This is a genomic window from Pedobacter sp. GW456-11-11-14-TSB4, from assembly GCF_059424425.1.
The window spans coordinates 365,886-388,897 of the sequence record NZ_JBWKZK010000003.1; the positions used below are offsets into that span (position 1 = coordinate 365,886).

Here is a 23,012-nt window from a genome sequence, read left to right on the forward strand (position 1 = left end):
AGTCTAGCCTTAGGGTTAGGCTTTTTTTTGTTAATATTGAAATATGAATTTTGAGAACAATTTAGCATTTGCACAAGGCTTAGATCAACAAGATCCGCTACGTGAAATGAGAAATGAATACTTGTTTCCACAGCATAATGGTAAACCTTTTATCTATTTGTGTGGTAACTCTTTAGGGTTACAACCTAAAGTGGCTAAAGAGGTGTTAAATGTGCAATTAAATAATTGGCAAAACTTAGCTGTAGAAGGTTGGTTTGATGGCGATTCTCCTTGGATGTTTTACCACAAAGAGCTTAAAAACCTGATGGCGCCCATTGTGGGTGCTAAGGCTTCTGAGGTTTGTCCGATGAATACCTTAACCGTTAATCTTCATTTGTTAATGGTAAGTTTTTATCAGCCAAAGGCGAAAAAATATAAAGTCATTATGGAAGGCGGTGCTTTTCCTTCAGATCAATATGCTATTGAGAGCCAAGTTCGTTTCCACGGATTTGATCCCGCAGATGCGATTATTGAGGTGAAACCACGAGAAGGAGAATATACATTAAGGACTGATGATATCTTAAAAGCAATAAAAGATAATGCTGATGAGATTGCATTGGTATTATTTGGGGGCATTAATTATTTTACTGGTCAATGGTTTGATATGCCTGCAATAACAAAGGCTGGTCATGAAATAGGTGCTATTGTTGGGTTTGATTTGGCACATGCAGCAGGTAATGTTCCTCTTCAGTTGCATGATTGGGATATCGATTTTGCTTGCTGGTGTTCTTATAAATATCAAAATGCTGGTCCAGGTGGTATTAGTGCGATTTTTGTACACGAAAAACATTTTACAGATCAAACATTACATCGCTTTGCAGGATGGTGGGGTTACAAAGAAGCGCAACGCTTTAAAATGGAAAAAGGGTTTGTGCCAGAAGCCGGAGCTGATGGTTGGCAAGTAAGTTGCACCCAAGTTATGCCAATGGCTTTATACCATGCATCACTTCAATTATTTGAAAAGGCAGGTTTTATAGAGAAACTTAGAAGTAAAAGCATCACTTTAACATCTTATCTATTTTACCTTATCAATCAGGTAAATAAAGAGTTGGGGCAGGAGCAATTTAAAATCATAACACCTGAAAAAGTGGAAGATAGAGGAGCTCAAGTTTCTATCATCGCCAAGGCTAATGGTAAACAAATTTTTGATGCTTTAGTAGCCAATAACATACTTGGCGACTGGCGTGAACCAAATGTTATTCGCCTTAGTCCGGTGCCGATGTATAACAGTTTTGAAGATGTTTTTAAAACTGGAGAATTATTGTTAAAAATCAGTCAATCGCTATAAATGATCAATTACAATCCTAAAGAATGGGTAAGTTTTATCTTTCACATTCACAAAGCAGATACCTTTAGAAAATTATGGCCGTTGATGTTGACCATTGCAGCATTTTCTGCGATCATTGCATATTTTGAATTGAATTATTTAAAACTAGCAGAAACTACATACATTAAAAACGTTGGTATGATGCATAATCTTTTGGGTTTTGTGATATCAATGCTGTTGGTTTTTAGAACAAATACCTCTTACGATAGATGGTGGGAAGGTAGAAGATTATTGGGTTCTTTAACTAATGTAAGCAGAAATTTTGCGATTAAAATTAAAGCCCTCAATTTAGGACCCGAGGAAAATGAATTTTTTAAATATGGTATTCCGAAATATGCCTTTGCGTTAAAAGAGCATTTGCGAGAGAAACAATATTTTGGTAAGGATAGCTTTTTAATAGAGGTAGAGGATGGTAAACACATCCCGAACCAAATTGCTGGAAGCATGTTTACCAAATTGTATGACTTACAAAGGGCTGGTAAAATTACACAGGAGCAGTTGATCACGTTAAGCAACGATGCCAACCAATTTACTGATATTTGTGGCGGTTGCGAAAGAATTAAAAACACACCAATACCTTATTCTTACAGCGCTTTTATCAAAAAGTTCATCTTCATTTATGTTTTAACCTTGCCTATCGGATGGGTTTTTAGCTTAGGTTATTTCGTGGTGCCTATTGTACCCTTTATATTGTATGTATTGGCCAGTTTAGAGTTAATTGCCGAGGAAATTGAAAACCCCTTTGGGATGGATGCTAATGATTTACCAGTTGATACCATTTGCAATAACATTGAAAAGCATGTAGGAGAAATATTAAGTTAGTATATGCTTAAGATCGCTTATCACCCTATTTATGCTCACCCTTTACCCGAAGGCCATCGTTTTCCGATGCTTAAATACGAGTTAATCCCTGCACAATTATTGCATGAAGGAACGATAACAACAGCCAATATTTTTGCTCCAAATGCTTTACCTGAAAAAGATATTGTAGCAACTCATGATATTGAATATTGGCTAGCTCTTAAAAATTTAACCTTACCTTATAAAGAACAACGAAGAATTGGTTTTCCGCTTGATGCGCAATTGGTAGAAAGAGAAATTAGAATTGCACAAGGTACAATTGATTGTACGAGCTATGCAAAACAGTTTGGAGTAGCTTTTAATGTGGCCGGTGGTACACACCATGCGGGCAGCAATTGGGGCGAAGGTTTTTGCATGTTAAATGATCAGGCAATAGCAGCGAACTATCTTTTAAATAATAACTTAGCTCATCGGATCTTAATTATTGATTTAGATGTGCATCAAGGAAATGGAACTGCACAAATTTTCGCAAATGAGCCAAGCGTTTTTACATTTTCTATGCATGGCGATAAAAATTTTCCTTTCAGAAAAGAACAATCAGATTTAGATATCGCATTGGCTGATGAAACAGGAGATGAAGAATTTTTAAGTAAGCTGAGTGAAGCTCTACAAATCACATTCGAAAAGCACAAACCAGATTTTGTATTTTATTTATCGGGGGTTGATGTTTTGGCAAGCGATAAGTTGGGTAAATTGGCTTTAAGCAAAAATGCGTGTAAACAACGCGATCAAATGGTTTTTGAGGCTTGTATAAAATATAATGTTCCGGTGCAGGTAAGCATGGGAGGTGGTTATTCTGAAGATATAAAAATAATTGTTGATGCACATTGTAATACTTTTAGAGTAGCGAGAGATCTTTTTATGTAGTTTGTTTATGGAATAAGGTTCACTCGACCATCATGATTAAAACCTTATAGCAATTGAAAAAATTACAACTCATCTCTACTAATTCCTGTTCAGAAAACTGGGATGACATGAAAACTACTAAAAAAGGTAAGTTTTGCGACAGCTGTGCTAAAAATGTTATTGATTTAACTGATAAAACCGATCAAGAGTTAATTGAATTTTTCAAGCATAAAAGAGATGATGTATGCGGAAGATTACTTTCAACTCAGTTACATAGAGAATTGGTGTTACCTCCACAAAAAACCAATTGGAACTGGTTATTGCCAATTGCTTTTGGTGCTGCTTTAATTACTCCACATCAAACCAAGGCGCATCATTTTTCAGATTTTCAGATCGCAGATAATGCTAATTCAAAAGCATTAGAAAAACATAATTCAAATGCCAAAACTCAAGATAATGAAGTAGCAAAAGGTAATGTTATTGACGCAAAGTCGGGTAAACCACTTCAGAATGTTAAGGTGAAGTATAAAAACTTTAATAATGTAATGGCAGTTACTGATAGTATAGGGAATTTTGAAATCAAGATAGGAGAAGAGTTTAAAAATGAAATGCTTGTTTTTGAAGCAGTTGGATATGAACCTGCTGAAAAATTGATAAGTAATAACATGCAAGTGAGTTTAAATGAATATAAACACATCATCATGGGCGGAATACATTCGGTAACTCCTCGTAATCAGCCACTTTATGTAATCATTTCTGGTAAACAAAGTTGCATTGCCGATAGTGCTCAAATAGCTAAAATTAATCCTGAATGGATAGAAAAGTTAGAAATATTAAAAGACGCAAACGCTACTGCAATTTACGGTTCAAAAGCTGCAAATGGGGTAATTGTAATGGAGATAAAAAAGGCTTTTAAAAAGAACATCGATTTTTCGAAGAAGAAATAGATACATTCTTCCTCGGATATCATTTGGAGATTTACATTGCACCAAAATCCTTACCTTCGCCAAATGTTAGAAATAGTTTACCAAGATGAACATTTAATCGCCATCAACAAACCGCATGGTTTATTGGTTCATCGCTCTAAAATAGCAAATGATGCAACAGAATTTGCTTTGCAAATATTAAGAGATCAAATTGGTAAACATGTTAGTCCTGTACATCGTTTAGACCGAAAAACAAGTGGTCTGCTCTTATTTGCTTTCGAAAAAGAAGTAGAAATAGCCATGCACAAGCAGTTTCAGGAAAGCGAAGTAACTAAAAAATATTTGGCCATTTTAAGAGGTTTCGCTCCTGATGAATTGGACATCGATTATCCGCTAGCTAAAGAAAATGGCAACATGCAAGAAGCATTTACCTCATTTAAAACCTTGCAACGTGCCGAAATTGATGTAGCTTTTGGAAAGCATGCTACATCTCGCTATTCATTGGTAGAGGCTACACCTAAAACTGGCAGGATGCATCAATTACGTAGGCATTTTGCGCATATCTTTCATCCTATAATTGGCGATAGAAAACACGGCTGCAACAAACAGAATAAGTTTTTTAAAGAAGAATTTGAGATGACTACCATGTTATTGCATGCTGCTGAACTTTCTTTTAAACATCCAGTAACGGGAGAACAGATTAAGCTACAGGCAAACCTACATGATGAGTTTAAAAGGGTAATGAAAATGATGAATTTTACTGCCTAAAACAATATTTGGCTCAACTATTGAGTTTAAAGAAGCATATGAAAGCAAATTTACTCGCCATTATCCTCCTTTCTGTTGTATTAAGTAGCTGTTCCTCTATCTACATGCCAAGTGTGCCAAACACACCAATGCTAACTACGCAAGGTGAAATTGCTGCGGGGGCACACATGTCATTAAAAGGAAATTTCAATTTTAACTCTGCTTATGCGGTTACTAATCATGTTGCCGTAATTGCAAACGGTTCTTTTATGCAAAATGAAGCTACAAGAAAAGATGTTAAAAATAAAGCCATTGAAATTGGAGCTGGTTACTTTAATACTTTCGGACCAGACAATAATAGAATAATAGAAATTTACGGAGGCTTGGGTAGCGGTAAAAGTGATCGCCTTTTTAAAACATTTGATAACAACGATTTATTAATTGGATCTGACAGGCAAGAAGCGAATTTCGATAAGAAGTTTATCCAGGTTAATTATAGCTCTAAACGCAGAAGCAATTTAAGATTGTTTGGTGCCAATTTTGGTCTAAATTATGGCACCGCATTGCGGATGAGTTTTATTAACACCAATAATTTTTATAGAAATGGGATTTTGCAAGCTAATGAAGATAATATTTTTATCGAGCCTGTATTTTTTACCAGAATGATTTTAAGTGATCAAGTTCAATTACAATACACAAGTGGCAGTAATTTCGGCTTAAAAAGCCGTAAATTTTTAAATGCTGGTCACTCTGTTTTTAGTATCGGAGCGGTAGTTAATTTAGGTAGAGCACCTAAAAAATAATAAGACTTTAATTGTAAATTTGTTAGCATGAGATGGCTACAAATACTGTTTTTAATAGTGGGCTTAAATGCACAAATTTCGGCTCAAGTCAATTTCTATCAAAAATTTAATTCGTTGAGAGCGCTAAGATTAGATAGTGGTGTAAGATTAATTATTGATGAACCTTGGGAATTGAAGCCAAATAACCCTACAAAAATTATCTTCTATGCGTTGCCAAATGGCAATACTACCGCCCAAACTTTTGGTAAACAATTAGCAGAAGGAGACGATTGGCATTTCAATATTCAGCATATTGGAGCACAAACACAATTTATTCGCAGTACAGGTGTAAATACAAATTATATTGTTGTTTATGCCGAAAATAGTTTGAACAGTTGGCCAGCATGGCGCCGTAAGTTTAACGATGCAGATGAGCAAATCAACAAAATAGTAACTAAAATTTTGAACCGTTACCAAAAGCTAAACCCACAACTTATTTTAAGCGGTCACAGTGGTGGAGGTAGTTTCATATTTGGTTACATCAATTCCCAAAATCAAATTCCAGTTTATATAGAACGTATTGGTTTTTTAGATGCCACCTATGCTTATGAAACTGAAAAACATCGAACGAAGCTTAAAAATTGGATAATTACTAAAAACAAGTTTTTGCAAGTGATAGCTTATAATGATAGTGTAGTTGTTTACAATGGTAAACCTCTTGTATCGCCAACTGGCGGAACATGGTATCGAAGCAAATTAATGGCTAATGATTTAAAACTTGAGGAAATAAATCTTCCCGATAGGTTAAATTTTAATGATAATAATCAGAGTGTATCCTTTAGTTTAATTAAAAATCCAGAGGCTAAAATTTTTCATACGGTATTGGTAGAAAAAAATGGTTTTATTGATTTGATTTTTAGGGCTACAAATTTTCAGGACAAGAATTATAATTTTTGGAGCGAAAGGGTTTACGAAAATTATATATTGAAGTAATGGAAAAGCAAAACGCTCTTGAGGTTAGAAAAATTATCCATATTGATATGGATGCTTTTTATGCTTCGGTTGAGCAGCGTGATTTTCCAGAATATAGAGGTAAACCTTTGGTGGTTGGTGGCTCGCCAGAAGGTAGAGGTGGTGTAGTTGCAACCGCAAGTTACGAGGCCAGAAAGTTTGGTATTAAATCTGCCATGACAAGCAAAAAAGCGCAACAGCTTTGCCCGTATGCTCTTTTTGTGAGACCAAGATTTGATGCTTACAAAGATGTTTCGAAAAAGATTAGAGAAATTTTTAGCAGATATACCGATCTAATTGAGCCCTTATCATTGGATGAAGCTTATCTTGATGTTACCGAAGACAAACTCAACATCGGCTCTGCCATTACCATTGCCGAACAAATTAAACAAGCGATAAAAGAGGAGTTGAATTTAACTGCATCAGCAGGTGTTTCTATCAATAAGTTTACGGCCAAAATTGCCTCAGACATGAATAAGCCAGATGGTTTAACCTTCATCGGTCCATCTAAAATGGAAAAGTTTATGGAAAAGCTACCCGTTGAGAAATTTTATGGAGTTGGAAAGGTAACAGCAGAAAAAATGAAGAGACAAGGTTTGCATACCGGATTAGATTTAAAGAAACAAACCGAAGCAAGACTTACGCAATTATTTGGCAAGAGCGGAAAGTTTTTTTACAACATTGTTCGTGGAATTGACAATAGGCCAGTTCAACCTCATCATGAAATTAAATCTATTAGTGCCGAGGATACCTTTGCTGAAGATTTAGATAAAGGTGAGGAATTAGAAGAATATTTAACCAAAGTAGCTCAATCTGCTTTTGCACGATTAGAGCGTTATAAAATTTACGGAAGAACATTAACTGTAAAAATTAAGTTTGCTGATTTTAAACAAATCACCAGAAGTTTTTCGCTAGCAGTACCCATCACAGATATTAGTCAAGCCCTTGAAGTTTGTAAGAAAATTTTGGCGAACACCGATTTTGAGGGTAAAAAAGTAAGACTAATTGGTGTCGGTTTTTCGAATTTTGGAGAAATTAAAATGAGAGATAAATTTGAAGGTTATCAGCAATCTCTGTTTCCTGATATGGATAAAATTTAATATTTAGTTAATTTTAAAGCCAAACTAAATAGCTATATTTACGTTGTAACCACAAAAATAAATTTTATGGAGTTTAATGTAATTGTAATTTCGGTATTGGTTGTAGCAATTGCTTTGTTTATAGTTTTTGTAATCAAGAGAAATAAAAAAGATCAAAAAAACTTAGAGAAAGAACTTAATGAAAAGGAGCTAACTCCTGATAAAAACGATCAAAATCTTAAAATCTAATCTTAAGATTTGAGTTGATCTTCCAATGTTTCTAACAAAGCATCAATATCAAAAGGCTTTTCTACAATGTCGTCTGCACAAACATCTTTAACTTTATGGATTTGAGGGTGTGTAGACAACACAATTACCGGTATGTGACAAGTTTCATGAACATCCTTAAACTTTCTGCAAAGTTCTGTACCTTCATCAGTTACTTTTAATATATCTAATAATATCGCATCTGGTTGTATACTAATAGCTTGTTCTAAAATATCTTTATCATTTATAGAAGCTACCACTTCAAAGCCGGCATCAACTAAAACCAAAGAAATAAGATCAAGAATATCTTTGTTATGTTCTATTACAAGAATGCGTTTTTTCATTTAAGAGGAATGATCATTTAGTTTACAAATATAACAAAATTATCTGGGTAGCTTTGGTACATCCATTTTTGGAGTTGGAGAAGAAAGCGAATGAAGGAATGCAATAACTGCCTTAATTTCGCCATTACTCAATCTAATTCCCCTTAATAATTTATCATGTTTTGGTAAAAGAGGATCATCTAATTGCGCCAATGTAAATGCCGGAAAAGGCATCCCCATGTTATACAGACCCATTAAAGTTTCCATGCTACTTACTGTTCCATTATGAAACCATGGGCCTGTTTTCATTACATTTCTTAATCCAGGAGTTTTAAACTTACCTACATCTTCTGGTTTTTTGGTATCCAAATATCTTCCTAAATCTTGATTTTTTTCACCAAAATTTGACAATCCAAGGTTATGAAAATCTTGATCGGTAAATAATGGTCCAAAATGGCAATTCATGCATCTGGCTTTTGTTCTAAATAAATTTAAACCAACAAGTTGTTGGTCAGTAAGCGCTTGCTTATCTCCTAAAAGAAATTTATCAAAATCTGAATTGCCACTTGTTAGCGTTCGTTGAAAATCAGCTATGCTTTTAAGTACGCGATCATTATCAATTTTTTCATCACCAAACGCAGCGAGAAATAGTTTACGATAACCCTTAATTTTGCTTAGTTTTTTAGGCAAAACTTTCATGTCTTGGTGCATTTCTATTTCAGATGAAAGTGGTCCGTTTGCTTGCTCTTCTAATGTTTGAGCTCTTCCATCCCAAAACAAATGCTTGTAAAAAGCTACGTTTTCTAAACTAGGAGAGTTGCGTGTATTTTTCGCCTTTTTATGGCCTAAAGAAACATCCAAACCATCTGTAAAATGCAACTCTGGTTTATGGCAGCTTGCACACGAAATTTCATTAGATGCCGATAATCGAGGATCAAAAAATAAGATTTTACCTAATTCAACTCTGTTTCTGTTGCTATCAATACTTAAATCAATTGAAATTTTTGGAACTAAACCAAACTCTAAAAAGTTAATTCCTTTATCTATTGTTGGTTTTGGCCATTTATCAATTGGTTCACTATATCTTTTGCGTAATGAATCTACAGTTTCTGCATTGCCAATAAAATCTATCGATCTAAAAGATAACACCAATAAAAAGCTAAAAACCAATGTTAAAATTGCAACAAACTTTTTCACTCTAAATCTACTTTTTGCTGTATCAACAGCCTTGTTTTAAATTGAAACCTAAAAAACAATAAAATAGATGCGGTCAATAAACCGAAAGTTAATCCGTACCAAATTCCTTTTTCACCTAAATTAAAATGAAAACCTAAAATATAACCTATTGGAATCCCAATAATCCAATAAGATAAAAAGGTGATGATGGTTGGAACATTTACATCGCCAATGCCACGTAAAACCCCTAAACCAACAACTTGGGTTCCATCAAACAGCTGAAAAAATCCTGCTATAATAAGCAACTGAGCAGCAATAGCAATTACTTCTGTGTCTTTGGTGTAAATATAAGGTAGAATTGTATTTGCTAAAACAAAAAGTAAGGCCGTAAATACCATAAAACAAATTACAACATGGTAACTTGCAATTGCAGATCTGCGCAAATCTGTAAAACTACGCTGCCCTAAATAATTTCCGGTTTTAATGGTTGCTGATGATGCGATACCACTTGCAATCATATAAGTAAAAGCCGCCAAATTTATAGCAATTTGATGTGCAGCTTGCTCAGCCGTGCCTATGGTGCCAATAATTATAGCTGCACCACTAAAGGCGCTAATCTCAAAAATATATTGCATGGCAACCGGAGCGCCAATTCTTATAATTGCTAAGCTGCGTAATTTATCTATTGCGTAAATTTTAAATTCTTTTAAAAATATTTTAAAATTTTTAGACTTTAGCACATACAAAGCCATTACTATTGCCATTAAAGTTCTGTCTATCAATGTGCTAATACCAACCCCAGAAACCCCCATTGCTTCAAAACCAAACATGCCTCTAACCAACACAATGCCAATTACAATATTAATTACGTTGCCAAAAATAGAAATTAGCATGGCTTGTAATGTAAATCCTAAACCCTCAGCAAATTGCTTAAAGGTTTGGAAAATCATTAGCGGCACAATAGATAAAGAAAGGTAGGCTAAATACGGTTTGGCATGAAAAACCACATCTGGAGATTGCCCAATATTATTAATTACAGCAAGCGTACCAAAATGTATAAAACAATATAAAAATATGCCGGTTATAATGTTAATTATTAAGCTGTTAGAAAGCAATCGGCCACATTCATTGTTATCTTTTCTGCCATTAGCTTGTGCAATTAGCGGTGTTAAGCCATAAGAAATACCTAAACCTAAAACTAAAACTAACATGAAAAGACTGTTTACCAAAGAAACGGCAGCTAATTGTACAGTACCAGCAAACTGACCAACAATAATGCTATCGGCCATGTGTACAGCCATATGGCCAATTTGCGAACCCACAATGGGCAAGGCAAGTATTAAGTTTTCTTTGTAGTAAGGTTTATATTTGGCTAAAAAAGTTTGTAACATACCCTACAAAATTGATGTTTTTATTTGTAATCTTTTACTTATTCTTTAAAATTTAATGATAATTGAGGATAGCCGTTTTTTATAAATTAACTCTCTGATATTTTGAAAAGCAAAAAGCAGCTTTCATTTAATGTCAGTCCTGCTCTCACTCCAATCTTTTACCCCAAATCGCTCCTCGCCACTTCTGGTAAAAGTATTTCCGTTAAATCAGGTTTATTTTACGCAGGTATTGGCAACTATTAACGGTTTACCTGCACAAACTTTAATTATAGCCCTGATTGCAGCGGTATTTACAATTTTGTTAAAAATTGGAGATAAAAGCGTAAAGCAGGAGCAAGGTTTATAAAAACCAGTATCCTTGCGCTTCAAAAAATATAAATTGGTTTCGGCAGGTGAAGACAGTAGCCTATAGAATAATAATTGTTTTGATATTTTGAAAAGCAAAAGCAACTTTCTATTAAAGTAAGTCCTGCTCTCACTCCAATCTTTTACACCAAATCGCCCCTCACCACTTCTGGTAAAAGTGTTTCCGTTAAATCAGGTTTATTTTAAGCAGGTATTTGCATCTATTACCGTTTTACCTGCACAAACTTTAATTATAGCCCTGATTGCAGCGGTATTTACAATTTTATTAAAAATTGAAGATAAAAGCGTAAAGCAGGAGCAAGGCTTATAGAAACCAGTATCCTTGCGCTTCAAAAAATATTATTTTAGTTTAGGCAGGTGAAAACACCAGCCGATAGGGTAATAATGAGTTACTTTATGTCAACCGCGGTAAAATATTCTTCCTTTTCTGAAGTATGAGGTTGTAAAACACCAGTTAAAATTAAGCTCACGATAATTTTTTGTGCTTTTTTATGGGCACTTCTAGTCAATTTGCTGTATTCTTTTAATGTTATTCTGCCGTGTTCTTCTAAATAATTAAGCAGCTTTTTTTCTTGATCTGAATACGATATAAGCTGGCCAGTTTCGTTGTTACTTTCTTTTAAAACATCAACAATTATTTTGCTGGCCAATACACTTTTATCTTTTACCCTAAAATAAACCCACCATTTGCTGTTTTCGTCCATGGCGTAATGCGGTTTTAAGTTGCTCTTGGCAATTTCTGCAATCAAGATCAATTTATCATCCACATATATTTCTTCAAATTTGGGTTCTAAAGCAGGTTTGCAAAAAACATGGGCTGCTTTGGTAATCATGTATTTTTCTTCATCTTCGGCCTTTACACCTTTAATACTTCCATCATCGGCTACGCCAATTAAAAGTTTACCGCCACGGTTATTGGCAAAGGCTACTAATGTTTTGGCAATTTTTTGACTGCTGCTAATCGTTTTTTTAAAATCTAAACTAACATTCTCACCTTCAAGAATTAATCTTTTGATATTCATTGCCGTATATTAATTAAATAGCTACAGTTTGGTTTTCTCCAGGAAACTTATTTCTCAAATAAACTTCATTCATCACAGTTGCACACAATTCTCCTTTTGCATTAAATAATTCCATTGGGTAAGCCTTTACAAATTTCCCTGTTTCTTTTAAAGAACTCTCGGCTTCGGCAATCATTTCATCAGTTATTTTAATGGTAAAATACAAATTTGTTAAACCAGGTTTTAAATAATTGATAGATGCACTTTTAAGCCAAACTCTTACTTTAAAACCTTTACGTTGCATTAATTGATCAAAAAGTATAGCGTAAAATGGATCAGTTGCGGCGTAAATAGTACCTCCAAAAATAGAGCCGTTGTAATTTCTGTTTAAAAAACTGTTGCTAATTTTAACATCGACACCCAAAAAATTTTTATGAAACTTTTTAACCCAAATTCGCTGAAATAACAATGGCGGATAGGCATTCATAGCCCATTTTAAGGCGCTTTCTGATACTTTCATAATATTTTAAATATCAACAATACAATTGAAGTTTAAAAATTAATTGGTCAACATCTATTATCTAATTGCAAATAAGTGGAAATTAATTTTACATTCTATCGATTATTCTCCCTTAAAACTTTACAAAACTTTAGCATAGTAACCTTAATTTTGGCGAAACAACACTAATTAATAAATATTTTGAAGAGAATTCTAGCTTTTAAGGTTTTTATAATCTTACTCTATTGCTTTAATACAACTGAATTATTTGCGCAAAAGAATTACACCGTTAATGGTATTGTAAAAAATACAGCAACTGGCGAAACACTTATTGGAGCCAGTGTTAAAATTTCTGGTGCTTCACAATTAGGTACATCAACCAATAACTATGGTTTTTACAGTATTAATTTGCCTGCCGGACAATATAAATTTGAGATTTCTTACGTGGGTTATATTACCATTACTAAAGATTTAAACATTACGGCAAATACGAAACAAGATTTTAGCATAGAAGAGTCTAATAACTTAAGTGAGGTTGTAATTACCAATATTAGAAGAAATGAAAATTTGGTAAAACCACAAATGGGTGTAGAAAAGCTGAATGTGAAAGATATTCAGAATATTCCGGTACTTTTTGGCGAGAAAGATATTTTAAAAACTTTGCAACTTTTACCGGGTATAAAATCTGCTGGCGAAGGTAATAGCGGTTTTTACGTAAGGGGCGGAGCGACAGATCAAAATTTGATCTTGTTAGATGAAGCTCCGGTTTACAATGCATCACACTTGCTTGGCTTTTTCTCTACCTTTAATTCTGACGCGATTAAAGATGTTACCGTTTACAAAGGTGGAATGCCTGCTCAATATGGTGGTAGATTGTCATCTGTTTTAGACGTGCGAATGAATGATGGAAATAAAAAAGAAACTACATTTGAAGGTGGTATTGGCTTAATTTCATCGAGATTAAAAGTAGAAGGGCCATTTGTAAAAGACAAAAGCTCTTTTATGATTAGCGGAAGAAGAACTTATGCAGATGCTTTTTTAGCTTTTGCTCCAGATACTTCATTAAGAAACAATACACTTTATTTTTATGACTTAAATGCTAAAGCTAACTATCAATTAGATGATAAAAATACAGTTTACTTATCAGGATATTTTGGTAGAGATAAACTCGGCTTGAGCAATACTTTTGGTTTTAATTGGGGCAACGCAACTGGTACATTACGCTGGAACCATTTGTTTAGCAACAGGTTATTTTCTAATACCTCATTAATTGTAAGTAAATACGATTACACCATTGAGAATTTATTAAGCGGAAGTGAATTTCAGGTTAACTCGAGCATTAGCGATTTTAATTTAAAGCAAGATTTTAATTTCTCATTAAATAATAAACATGAGTTAAAGTTCGGTTTTGATGCCATTCACCATACCATTGCTCCGGGTGAAATTTCTTCTCCGAGTACATCAAGTGTAAATGAAATTAAAATAGAAAACAGAAAAGGGATAGAATTGGCAGCCTATATTTCGGATCAATATAATGTAAGTGACAAGATTAAATTGGTTTATGGGCTAAGGATTTCATCTTTTTCACTTTTAGGTGGTGGTAACTTTAAAACTTATAATAATGATGGTTTAGAAACAAGCTCTACCTTTTATAAATCTGGCGAAATTGTTAAAAGCTATTTTAATTTAGAGCCTCGTTTTTCTGCCAGTTTTCAGTTAGATGATACCAAATCTATTAAAACATCTTATACTAGAAATGTACAAAATTTACACTTAATGTCTAATTCTACCGCTACATCGCCAACAGATTTGTACATTATGAATAGTTTAAATACCAAACCAGAATTGGCAGATCAATTCTCACTAGGTTATTTTAATAATTTTAAAGACAACGATTACGAATTTTCTGCTGAGGTTTACTATAAGCCAATGCAAAACCAAATTGAGTATAGAAACGGTACCGATTTACGTGGTAACCAAAATGTAGAAGCCGATTTGATTTATGGTAAAGGCAGAGCTTATGGTTTAGAATTATTTGTTAAAAAGAAATACGGCAAGTTTAATGGTTGGGTAGGTTATACTTTATCAAAAACAGAACGCCAATTTGATTTAATAAGTAATGGTAATTGGTTTAACGCTCGTCAGGATAGACCGCATGACGTTTCTGTTGTGGGTATTTATAAGCCAGGTAAGCGTTGGATTTTCTCATCAACGTTTGTATACAGTAGCGGTAATGCAGTTACTTTCCCGATCGGGAAATATGTTTTGGACGGACAAACCATTTTTTATTATGGCGATCGTAATTCAAGTAGAACACCAGATTTTCATCGTTTAGATGTTTCTGCAACGCTAGAAGGTAAACCTAACAAGAAATTTAAATCAAGTTGGAATTTTGGTATCTATAATCTGTATAATAGAAAAAATCCATTCGCAATTAATTTCGAAGATAATCCAGATAATACATCACAAACGCAGGCTGTACAAACTTCTTTATTCGGTATTATTCCATCAGTTACTTGGAATTTCAAATTTTAACTATGAAAAATTTTATTCAACAGATCTCATTCTTTGTAATTGCTGGTTTTGCATTTCTTTTTTCATCATGTGAAAAAGTCATCGATTTGCAATTAGAAAATACCGAACCTAAATTAGTTATAGAAGCTATTTTTACTGATTTAGATGTTAGGCACATCGTTTCACTTTCAAACACAACAAATTTTGATGTAACTACTAAAAAAGTTCCGGTGAGCGGTGCAGTAGTTACGTTAACAGAAGAAAATGGGCCAACTATAACTTATACAGAACAAACTCCAGGCAATTATATTTCTACAAGATATAAAGGGATAGAGGGAAAAAAGTATACGATTACAGTTAATACAAATGGTAAAACCTATGTTGCAACTTCAGTAATGCCAAAAAGGGTTCGCATAAAATCATTAAATCAAATAGAGCTTTCTGCTTTTGGCGAAACCAGAAAAATTGTTCAGGTTAATTTTGATGACCCAGCAGGTGTTGCTAATTTTTATTACAATAGAGTTTTTATTAATAATTTAAAAAATAACAGGTTTTATGTTGATTCTGATCGCTTTACTGATGGAAGAGAAGTAAAAAACAATATTTTTATTGATGAGCCAGAGTTAGTTACAGGTGATAAAGTGAAAATTCAGTTGTTAACTATTGATGAAAAAGTTTATAAATATCTCTTTTCTATCACCCAAATTACTGGCAATGGTGGTCCGCCAACTACGCCAGCTAACCCAGAATCTAATTTTAATAATGGTGCTTTAGGCTTTTTTAGTGCATCAACTTTGTCTGTAGATTCGTTGGTGATTAAATAATTTAAATATCTTAAGCTCGTAAAAACCAATCTTCATTTTATCTCGTAAGTAGTTCAAACAAAACTTAAAATCGAATAAAATGAAAAAACAATTCTTAAGCTTAGCAATGGGTGTAGCAATTATTGCTATGTCTGCTGCATGTAATTCAAACACTTCTGATTCATCAATGGGTGACACTACTGCTGTCGATACCATGATGGCTGATACATCAATGACTGAAGCTGGTGTTGAGGTTGGCGGCGCAATGATGGTGCCTTCTAAAAACATTGTTGAAAATGCAATGGGTTCTAATGATCATACTACTCTAGTTGCAGCTGTAAAACAAGCAGGTTTAGTAGAAACTTTAAGCGGAACTGGTCCATTCACAGTATTTGCACCAACAAATGCTGCTTTTGATGCAATTCCTAAAGCTACTTTAGATGGTTTAATGAAACCAGAAATGAAAGCTGATTTAACTAAAATTTTAACTTACCATGTAGTACCTGGAGCTGTTAAAGCTGCTGACTTAAAAGATGGACAAGAATTAACTACTGTACAAGGTGGTAAATTAAAAGTTTCTATCAAAGACGGTGTGGTAATGATCAACAACGCTAAAGTTACAATTGCAGATGTAGTTTCAAGCAATGGTGTTACTCATGTAGTTGATGCTGTATTAATGCCGAAATAGATTTTATTTAATAGTTAATTAATTTTAAGCCTTTTTTCACATCGTGGAAGGAGGCTTTTTTGATTCACCCTATTTTTTTGGTAGTTTAAGCCCACCAAACTTAATATATAATGAACCAAACCAACAAGCGTAACGTTACGCTTATTATTATCGTGGCCGCACTAGGCTATTTTGTAGACATTTACGATCTTATTTTATTTTCCATAGTTAGAGTTAAAAGCCTAAAAGAATTAGGAGTTGCTGATGCCGATTTGTTAGATATAGGCGCTACGGTAATCAATAGCCAAATGATGGGGATGTTGGTTGGCGGTATTTTATGGGGTATTTTGGGAGATAAAAAAGGCAGACTAAGTGTGCTATTTGGTTCAATCATTTTATACTCATTGGCCAATATTGGCAATGGCTTTGTTACTTCGGTAACTTGGTACACCATAATTCGTTTTATTGCCGGCGTCGGTTTAGCTGGTGAACTTGGTGCAGGGATTACCTTGGTTACCGAGAATATGAGCAAAGAGAACCGTGGCTACGGCACAATGATTGTTGCTGGCGTTGGCTTATTGGGTGCTGTTGCTGCAGCTTTAATTGGCGATTACTATACTTGGCAAACAAGTTATTTTATTGGTGGTGGTATGGGCCTGTTGCTGCTACTATTACGTGTGGGCTTGGCAGAATCTGGTATGTTTAAAGAAGTGAAAGAAAGTGCATTTATTCGTGGTAACATGCTCATGCTCTTTAACAATAAAGTGCGTTTTAAAAAATATCTGTGCTGCATTTTAATTGGCCTGCCGTTGTGGTTTGTAGTGGGGGTTTTAATTACCTTTTCGCCAGAATTTGGCAAAGCTTTAGGTGCAAATGGCGTTATTAATGCCGGCGAAGGCATTATGTATTGTTACATTGGTATTGCTGTAGGCGATGTTGTTGCTGGTTTGCTGGCCCAAGTTTTAAAATCGCGTAAAAAAGTGATGCTAATATTTTTATTGCTAACTGGTGTTGCAATAGTTGTTTATTTATACTCATTTGGTTTAACACCAAAGACATTTGTCTGGTTGAGTTTATTTTTAGGATTTGCTTCTGGCTATTGGGCAACTTTTGTAACAATAGCTTCAGAGCAATTTGGCACTAATTTAAGGGCAACAGTTACTACAACGGTTCCTAATTTTGTTCGCGGTTCTTTGGTAATTATCTTAATTGCTTTTCAGTTTTTTAAAGATGAATTTGGCATTTTACAAGGTGCAATGGTTGTTGGTTTTATCTGTTTAGCGATCTCTCTGGTTGCATTAAGTCAGCTTAAAGAAACATTTAGCAAAGATTTAGATTACGTTGAGGTTTGAGTTGGTTCAATAGTTCAATAGTTCATTGTTCTCAGTTGTTCATTGGTGTCAATAATTCATTTTTCTCAAATCTCACTTCTCAAATCTCACTTCTATCTGGTATGTCAAAAAATAGTAAATCTAAAACTTAAACAGTCTTTAGCATTTCAATAGCCTTACCTTTATGTTATTATTTATATGTAGAAATTTTTTAGGTGCAGGGATTTGTAATCGTTGGTTTCAACCTTACAATTTTGCAACATTAGAACATTAAAACGAGAAGAGCATGTTTAGGGACGAAGTAGCATTGGCATATCAGCAGATACAAGATAGTATTTGTGAAGGTTTGGAGATTGCAGATGGAAAAGCAAAGTTTGAAGAAGAATTATGGCAACGTGATGGTGGCGGTGGTGGCCGTACACGTGTAATGCAAAATGGAAATGTAATAGAAAAAGGAGGTGTAAATTTTTCTGCTGTTCACGGTAAATTACCAGAAGCGGTTAAAAATGCTTTTAAGGTAGAGAGCGATGATTTTTTTGCAACAGGTGTTTCTATTGTAATGCATCCCGAAAATCCGTTTGTGCCTATTATACATATGAATATTCGGTATTTTGAAATGGATGAGCAAACACGCTGGTTTGGTGGTGGTATAGATCTTACTCCTCATTATGTAATCCCTACGGATGCTCGCTTTTTTCACCATCGTTTAAAACAAACATGCGATGAGTTTGATGCTTCATTTTACCCTAAGTTTAAGGCAACAGCCGATGATTATTTCTTTATTAAACACCGTGAAGAAACTAGGGGAGTTGGCGGTATTTTTTACGATAGATTAAAACCAGAAAGTACAGGATTGGATTTTCATCAGATCTTAGAATTTTCTAAGGCGGTTGGCAATACTTTTTTACCTGTTTATGCCGAGTTAATTGATCGTAACCGTGATGAGGATTTTACTGATGCACACAAAGAATGGCAATATTTACGTCGCAGTCGTTATGCAGAGTTTAATTTAGTTTATGATGCTGGTACTAAGTTTGGTTTAGAAACTAACGGAAGAATAGAAAGCATTTTAATGAGCTTGCCACCTACAGCAAAATGGAACTACAATCCAAAGATTGAAGCTGGAGGTGAAGAAGAAAAAACTCAAAATTTATTAAAAAAAGGAATTGATTGGGTATAGTTGTAGGGCAAACCTTGCTGTTGCTCAACATGATTTTATAAATACTTGGGCAGGGGTGAACATTGCTTCAATGTCATTTAGTTAAGAATTATAAATACGTTGGCGGGGATGCAATCGTCGGCAATAGCGTATCACTGCTGACAAGTTTTGTCATTCCGATGAACGAGAAATCTCGTTTAAGAATTTAATGATAGAGATCCTTCGCTGCGCTCTGGATGACAAAACATGCTAAATTCAGGGTACTTAACTTGATTTAATAAAATCAGCTTATCCTCCGATTGATACAATTACCTCAAATTAAAAAATAAGGGTAATATCAGTCTCTACAAAAACATTCGTTACGAGACTTTTCAATATACATGGCTTTTATGCACCTTGCAACCGTACCTAAGAACCAAAAACGCTGTAATATAAACCCTATTGAAACGGATGCCGATTTTTCATCGGCAGAAGTGAAAAGAGGGGCTGAAATTGCGATGAAAGCATGCCATTGTTTTTCAAGTCAATAAAAATATTTTATATAAAAAAAGCGATAACCAATTAAGATTATCGCTTAGATAGAGCGGATTATTTATTTACCAAAACCTTACGTAAAGCATAATTAAGATCAATAATGTAATAACAATCATTGCCATTACGCCATTAGAAACTCTAAACATTGATTTATCTATTTCGAAAGCTTTAGGGTTAACCTTTGGTCCGGCTAAACTTAAACCAATCATAATGAGCATGGTAAAGGCAAATGCCCAACCCATCCAAATTAAAAATGGAATTTCGTAAACACCATTACTATTTAAATATGCGGTGTATAACCATGTTTCGTTACCGAAAATTGAGGTTGCAAAACTGTTGAAGAAGAATGAAAATGCGATACCAGATATTAAACCTGCAACTGCTGCTGTGCCTGTTGTGCGTTTCCAAAACATACCTAAAATAAACATCGCAAATACCCCCGGACTAATAAAGCCAGTATATTTTTGGATGAAAGTAAAACCGCCTTCGCCGCCAATACCTAGTAAATCATCCCAAGTGAAAACGATAGAAATAAACATGGCGGTAAAAATGGCTAGACGACCAACAATTACCATGTTTTTTTCTGAAGCACCTTTATTGAGGTATTTTTTATAAATATCTAAGGTAAAAATGGTTGAGATACTATTTGCTTTACCAGCCAACGAAGCTACAATTGCAGCTGTTAATGCTGCCAATGAAAGTCCTTTTAAACCTGTAGGTAAAAATGTTAAAATTGCAGAATAAGCGTTGTCGGCAACTACTTTTCCGTTAGGCGCCATTTCTGATTGTAATGCACCGTTTTTGTGCAAAACATAAGCTGCAATACCAGGTAACATTACGATAATTGGCATCCCTAATTTTAGGAAACCAGCAAATAAAATTCCTTTTCTAGCGGTTTTTAAATCTGCACCTAAAGCTCTTTGAGTAATGTATTGGTTACAGCCCCAATAGTTTAAGTTCACAATCCACTGACCAGCAAAATACATGGCAATACCAGGTAGGGAAAGGTATTTGTTTACATATTCTTGTGTAGAGTTGGCGTCGGGTTTATCTAAAATCATTTTAAAATGGTCTGGCGAATCTGTCATCAACATTTTAAAACCAGCAATGGCATCATTACCCATACCAAAATGCTGACTAACCAATGTTAAAGCAATATAAGTTGTCGCCAAACCACCGATTATTAAAACTACCACTTGTATAACATCGGTAAAGCCAATAACTTTCATACCGCCAAGGGTAATTAAAAGCGCAAAAGCAGCTAATGCGATAATAATGTATTTAAAATATTCTGGATCTACGATACTACTTATCGCGATAGCACCCAAATATAAAATTGAAGTTAGGTTAACAAAAATGTATAGGAATAACCAGAAAATGGCCATAATTAAACTCACAGTTTCATTGTATCTGGTTTGCAGAAACTGTGGCATGGTAAATATTTTATTCTTTAAGTAAATGGGTATAAACCACACTGCTACAATAATTAAAGCAATTGCAGCAATCCATTCGTAAGCGGCTACTGCAATACCTACAGTAAAGCCTTGTCCGCTCATGCCTATAAATTGCTCTGCCGAAATGTTCGAAGCGATTAATGAGGCACCAATGGCCCACCATGTTAAAGATCCTTCTGCTAAAAAGAAATCGTTAGTACCTTTAACTGCGGTGTTTTTTTTGCTTCTGTAAATCCAATAACCGTAGCCGGAAATTAGCACAAAGTAAAAGATAAAGACTGCATAGTCTATCGGTGAAAGATTATTCATATAAGTTTATATTTGGTTAGGTTGTTTTATTTATAGAAAACTTCGTTCCAATGCAGTTCGTTTCTAAATTGGTTCAATTTAGTATCAGCTCCAATGTTAATGTATTCTAGTCCAGCAATATTAGCAAAATCTAGCAAATGTTCAGTACTTAAATTCTGACTATATACAGTATGGTGCGCACCACCAGCATAAATCCAGGCCGCACACCCTGTTTTCATGTCTGGCAGTGGTTTCCATAATACCCTTGCAACTGGTAAATTTGGCAATTCGTTTTCAACTTCAACAGCTTCAACTTCGTTAATTAACAGGCGGAAACGGTTGCCCATATCTATTAATGATGCATTTACAGCATTGCCGCCAGCCACATTAAATACTAATCGAGCGGGATCTGCTTTACCACCAATGCCCAAAGGATGAACTTCTAAACTTGCTTTTCCATTGGCCAGAGAAGCATCAATTTCTAACATGTGTGAGCCTAAAACCATTGAATTTTGCGGATCGAAATGGTAGGTATAGTCTTCCATAAATGCATTTGCACCTGGTAAACCAGCACCCATAACTTTACAAGCACGTACCAAAGCAGCAGTTTTCCAATCGCCTTCGCCAGCAAAACCATAACCATCGGCCATTAAGCGTTGCGCCGCAATACCTGGTAATTGGATCATACCGTGTAAATCCTCAAACGTGTCAGAAAAACCTTTAAAGTTGCCATCAACTAAGAATTTTCTTAAACCTAACTCAATTTTTGCTGCTTCATAAACCGATGAATGTTTAGCACCACCCGTTTTCAAATCATCGGTCATATGATAAGTAGCTTCATATTCTGCTACCAAAGTTTTAACATCAGCATCACTAACTGCATTAATTATAGCCACTAAATCGCCTATGCCATAGGTGTTTACCGAGAAACCAAATTTCATTTCAGCTTCTACTTTATCGCCATCAGTTACAGCCACATAACGCATATTATCTCCAAAACGAGCAAATTTTGCACCTTGCCAATCGTTCCAACCGGCAGCGGCACGGCACCAAACATCAATTTGTTTTGCAACTTCTTCATCTTGCCAATGGCCTACCACAACTTTGCGATCTTTGCGCATACGAGATACCATAAACCCAAATTCTCTATCGCCATGCGCACTTTGGTTTAGGTTCATAAAATCCATATCAATAGTATCCCAAGGAATATCACGATTAAATTGGGTGTGCAAATGCAACAAAGGTTTTTGTAAAATATTTAAACCTCTAATCCACATTTTAGCTGGAGAAAAGGTGTGCATCCAGGTAATTACACCAATACAGTTTTCATCCACATTGGCTTGTTGTAAAGTTTCAAAAATCTCTTCAGTGGTTTTTACAATAGGCTTGTAGACCACAGTAGCACTAATATTTTTGTTTGCACTTAGCGAGTTAGCTACTTCTTGTGCATGCTCGGCAACTTGTTTTAAAGTTTCTTCACCGTATAAATGTTGTGTTCCTGTTACGAACCAAACTTGTAATTTTTTTAAATCAATCATTTTTATATTGTTTAATCGTTTTTTACTTAATTGTTAATCGATAGTATTCCATTGTTTTTTTGAAAAGCAATGTTCGGTTTTCA

23 protein-coding genes are annotated in these 23,012 nt (G+C 34.6%); 16 read left to right on the plus strand and 7 right to left on the minus strand.

The window, feature by feature from the left end; genetic code table 11:
* Positions 1-43 precede the first annotated feature (43 nt).
* The 9 genes from kynU (at position 44) to AC07XU_RS13340 (ending at position 7,867) form a co-directional block, all read left to right on the plus strand.
* Positions 44-1,327, plus strand: coding sequence for a kynureninase (kynU, locus tag AC07XU_RS13300; RefSeq protein WP_494944113.1), 1,284 nt, complete (start codon positions 44-46; stop codon positions 1,325-1,327).
* Positions 1,328-2,188 carry a bestrophin family protein gene (locus AC07XU_RS13305; protein ID WP_494944114.1) on the plus strand — a complete coding sequence of 287 codons (861 nt, stop codon included), beginning with the start codon at positions 1,328-1,330 and terminating at the stop codon, positions 2,186-2,188.
* Between the two features lie 3 nt (positions 2,189-2,191).
* Entirely contained in the window at positions 2,192-3,094 is a 903-nt protein-coding gene (locus tag AC07XU_RS13310; RefSeq protein WP_494944115.1) for a histone deacetylase family protein, read from the plus strand.
* Between the two features lie 53 nt (positions 3,095-3,147).
* Positions 3,148-4,020: a carboxypeptidase-like regulatory domain-containing protein gene (locus AC07XU_RS13315; protein ID WP_494944116.1), complete on the plus strand. Its 873-nt coding sequence runs from the start codon at positions 3,148-3,150 to the stop codon at positions 4,018-4,020.
* 63 nt (positions 4,021-4,083) lie between these two features.
* Positions 4,084-4,767: a pseudouridine synthase gene (locus AC07XU_RS13320; protein WP_494944117.1), complete on the plus strand. Its 684-nt coding sequence runs from the start codon at positions 4,084-4,086 to the stop codon at positions 4,765-4,767.
* A 38-nt stretch (positions 4,768-4,805) separates the two neighbouring features.
* Positions 4,806-5,549: a hypothetical protein gene (locus AC07XU_RS13325; protein WP_494944118.1), complete on the plus strand. Its 744-nt coding sequence runs from the start codon at positions 4,806-4,808 to the stop codon at positions 5,547-5,549.
* 27 nt (positions 5,550-5,576) lie between these two features.
* Positions 5,577-6,521: a hypothetical protein gene (locus AC07XU_RS13330; protein WP_494944119.1), complete on the plus strand. Its 945-nt coding sequence runs from the start codon at positions 5,577-5,579 to the stop codon at positions 6,519-6,521.
* Complete coding sequence (gene dinB, locus AC07XU_RS13335; protein ID WP_494944120.1) at positions 6,521-7,639, plus strand: DNA polymerase IV; 1,119 nt, start codon at positions 6,521-6,523, stop codon at positions 7,637-7,639. The genes AC07XU_RS13330 and dinB overlap by 1 nt, the downstream gene beginning before the upstream one ends.
* Before the next feature lie 66 nt (positions 7,640-7,705).
* Positions 7,706-7,867: a hypothetical protein gene (locus AC07XU_RS13340; RefSeq protein ID WP_494944121.1), complete on the plus strand. Its 162-nt coding sequence runs from the start codon at positions 7,706-7,708 to the stop codon at positions 7,865-7,867.
* Between the two features lie 2 nt (positions 7,868-7,869).
* Here the strand turns inward: AC07XU_RS13340 and AC07XU_RS13345 are convergent, their stop codons facing one another.
* From AC07XU_RS13345 to AC07XU_RS13355, 3 genes are read right to left on the minus strand one after another with little or no spacing between them, the layout of a single operon-like run.
* Entirely contained in the window at positions 7,870-8,229 is a 360-nt protein-coding gene (locus tag AC07XU_RS13345) for a response regulator (protein WP_494944122.1), read from the minus strand.
* A 39-nt stretch (positions 8,230-8,268) separates the two neighbouring features.
* Positions 8,269-9,405 carry a cytochrome-c peroxidase gene (locus AC07XU_RS13350; RefSeq protein WP_494944123.1) on the minus strand — a complete coding sequence of 379 codons (1,137 nt, stop codon included), beginning with the start codon at positions 9,403-9,405 and terminating at the stop codon, positions 8,269-8,271.
* On the minus strand, positions 9,402-10,775 hold the full coding sequence (locus AC07XU_RS13355) for an MATE family efflux transporter (protein WP_494944124.1): 1,374 nt from the start codon (positions 10,773-10,775) through the stop codon (positions 9,402-9,404). The genes AC07XU_RS13350 and AC07XU_RS13355 overlap by 4 nt, the downstream gene beginning before the upstream one ends.
* Before the next feature lie 130 nt (positions 10,776-10,905).
* Between AC07XU_RS13355 and AC07XU_RS13360 the strand changes: the two genes are divergently transcribed.
* Both AC07XU_RS13360 and AC07XU_RS13365 read left to right on the plus strand, forming a co-directional pair.
* The gene (locus AC07XU_RS13360) at positions 10,906-11,121 is read left to right on the plus strand and encodes a hypothetical protein (RefSeq protein WP_494944125.1); all 216 of its coding nucleotides are present in this window, start codon (positions 10,906-10,908) and stop codon (positions 11,119-11,121) included.
* Positions 11,122-11,298: 177 nt separating this feature from the next.
* Complete coding sequence (locus AC07XU_RS13365; protein WP_494944126.1) at positions 11,299-11,451, plus strand: hypothetical protein; 153 nt, start codon at positions 11,299-11,301, stop codon at positions 11,449-11,451.
* Positions 11,452-11,530: 79 nt separating this feature from the next.
* Here AC07XU_RS13365 and AC07XU_RS13370 read toward each other — a convergent pair whose 3' ends face one another.
* Positions 11,531-12,163 (minus strand): AlbA family DNA-binding domain-containing protein, encoded by a 633-nt coding sequence (locus AC07XU_RS13370; protein ID WP_494944127.1) that lies wholly within the window; start codon positions 12,161-12,163, stop codon positions 11,531-11,533.
* 13 nt (positions 12,164-12,176) lie between these two features.
* Positions 12,177-12,662, minus strand: a complete 486-nt coding sequence (locus tag AC07XU_RS13375; RefSeq protein ID WP_494944128.1) for a PaaI family thioesterase — start codon at positions 12,660-12,662, stop codon at positions 12,177-12,179.
* Positions 12,663-12,842: 180 nt separating this feature from the next.
* Here AC07XU_RS13375 and AC07XU_RS13380 point away from each other — a divergent pair, with 180 nt between their 5' ends.
* The 5 genes from AC07XU_RS13380 (at position 12,843) to hemF (ending at position 19,136) form a co-directional block, all read left to right on the plus strand.
* Entirely contained in the window at positions 12,843-15,176 is a 2,334-nt protein-coding gene (locus AC07XU_RS13380) for a TonB-dependent receptor (protein WP_494944129.1), read from the plus strand.
* A gap of 2 nt (positions 15,177-15,178) precedes the next feature.
* The gene (locus tag AC07XU_RS13385; protein WP_494944130.1) at positions 15,179-15,979 is read left to right on the plus strand and encodes a DUF4249 domain-containing protein; all 801 of its coding nucleotides are present in this window, start codon (positions 15,179-15,181) and stop codon (positions 15,977-15,979) included.
* A gap of 79 nt (positions 15,980-16,058) precedes the next feature.
* A complete protein-coding gene (locus AC07XU_RS13390; RefSeq protein ID WP_494944131.1) occupies positions 16,059-16,646 on the plus strand; it encodes a fasciclin domain-containing protein in 588 nt (195 codons plus the stop codon).
* A gap of 110 nt (positions 16,647-16,756) precedes the next feature.
* Positions 16,757-17,977, plus strand: a complete 1,221-nt coding sequence (locus AC07XU_RS13395; protein ID WP_494944132.1) for an MFS transporter — start codon at positions 16,757-16,759, stop codon at positions 17,975-17,977.
* A 265-nt stretch (positions 17,978-18,242) separates the two neighbouring features.
* Positions 18,243-19,136, plus strand: a complete 894-nt coding sequence (hemF, locus tag AC07XU_RS13400) for an oxygen-dependent coproporphyrinogen oxidase (protein ID WP_494944133.1) — start codon at positions 18,243-18,245, stop codon at positions 19,134-19,136.
* Between the two features lie 575 nt (positions 19,137-19,711).
* On the opposite strand, the gene AC07XU_RS13405 is transcribed toward hemF, so the two are convergent.
* On the minus strand, positions 19,712-21,412 hold the full coding sequence (locus AC07XU_RS13405) for a sodium:solute symporter family transporter (protein WP_494944134.1): 1,701 nt from the start codon (positions 21,410-21,412) through the stop codon (positions 19,712-19,714).
* Between the two features lie 26 nt (positions 21,413-21,438).
* Positions 21,439-22,929 (minus strand): L-arabinose isomerase, encoded by a 1,491-nt coding sequence (gene araA / locus AC07XU_RS13410; RefSeq protein WP_494944135.1) that lies wholly within the window; start codon positions 22,927-22,929, stop codon positions 21,439-21,441.
* Positions 22,930-23,012 lie beyond the last annotated feature (83 nt).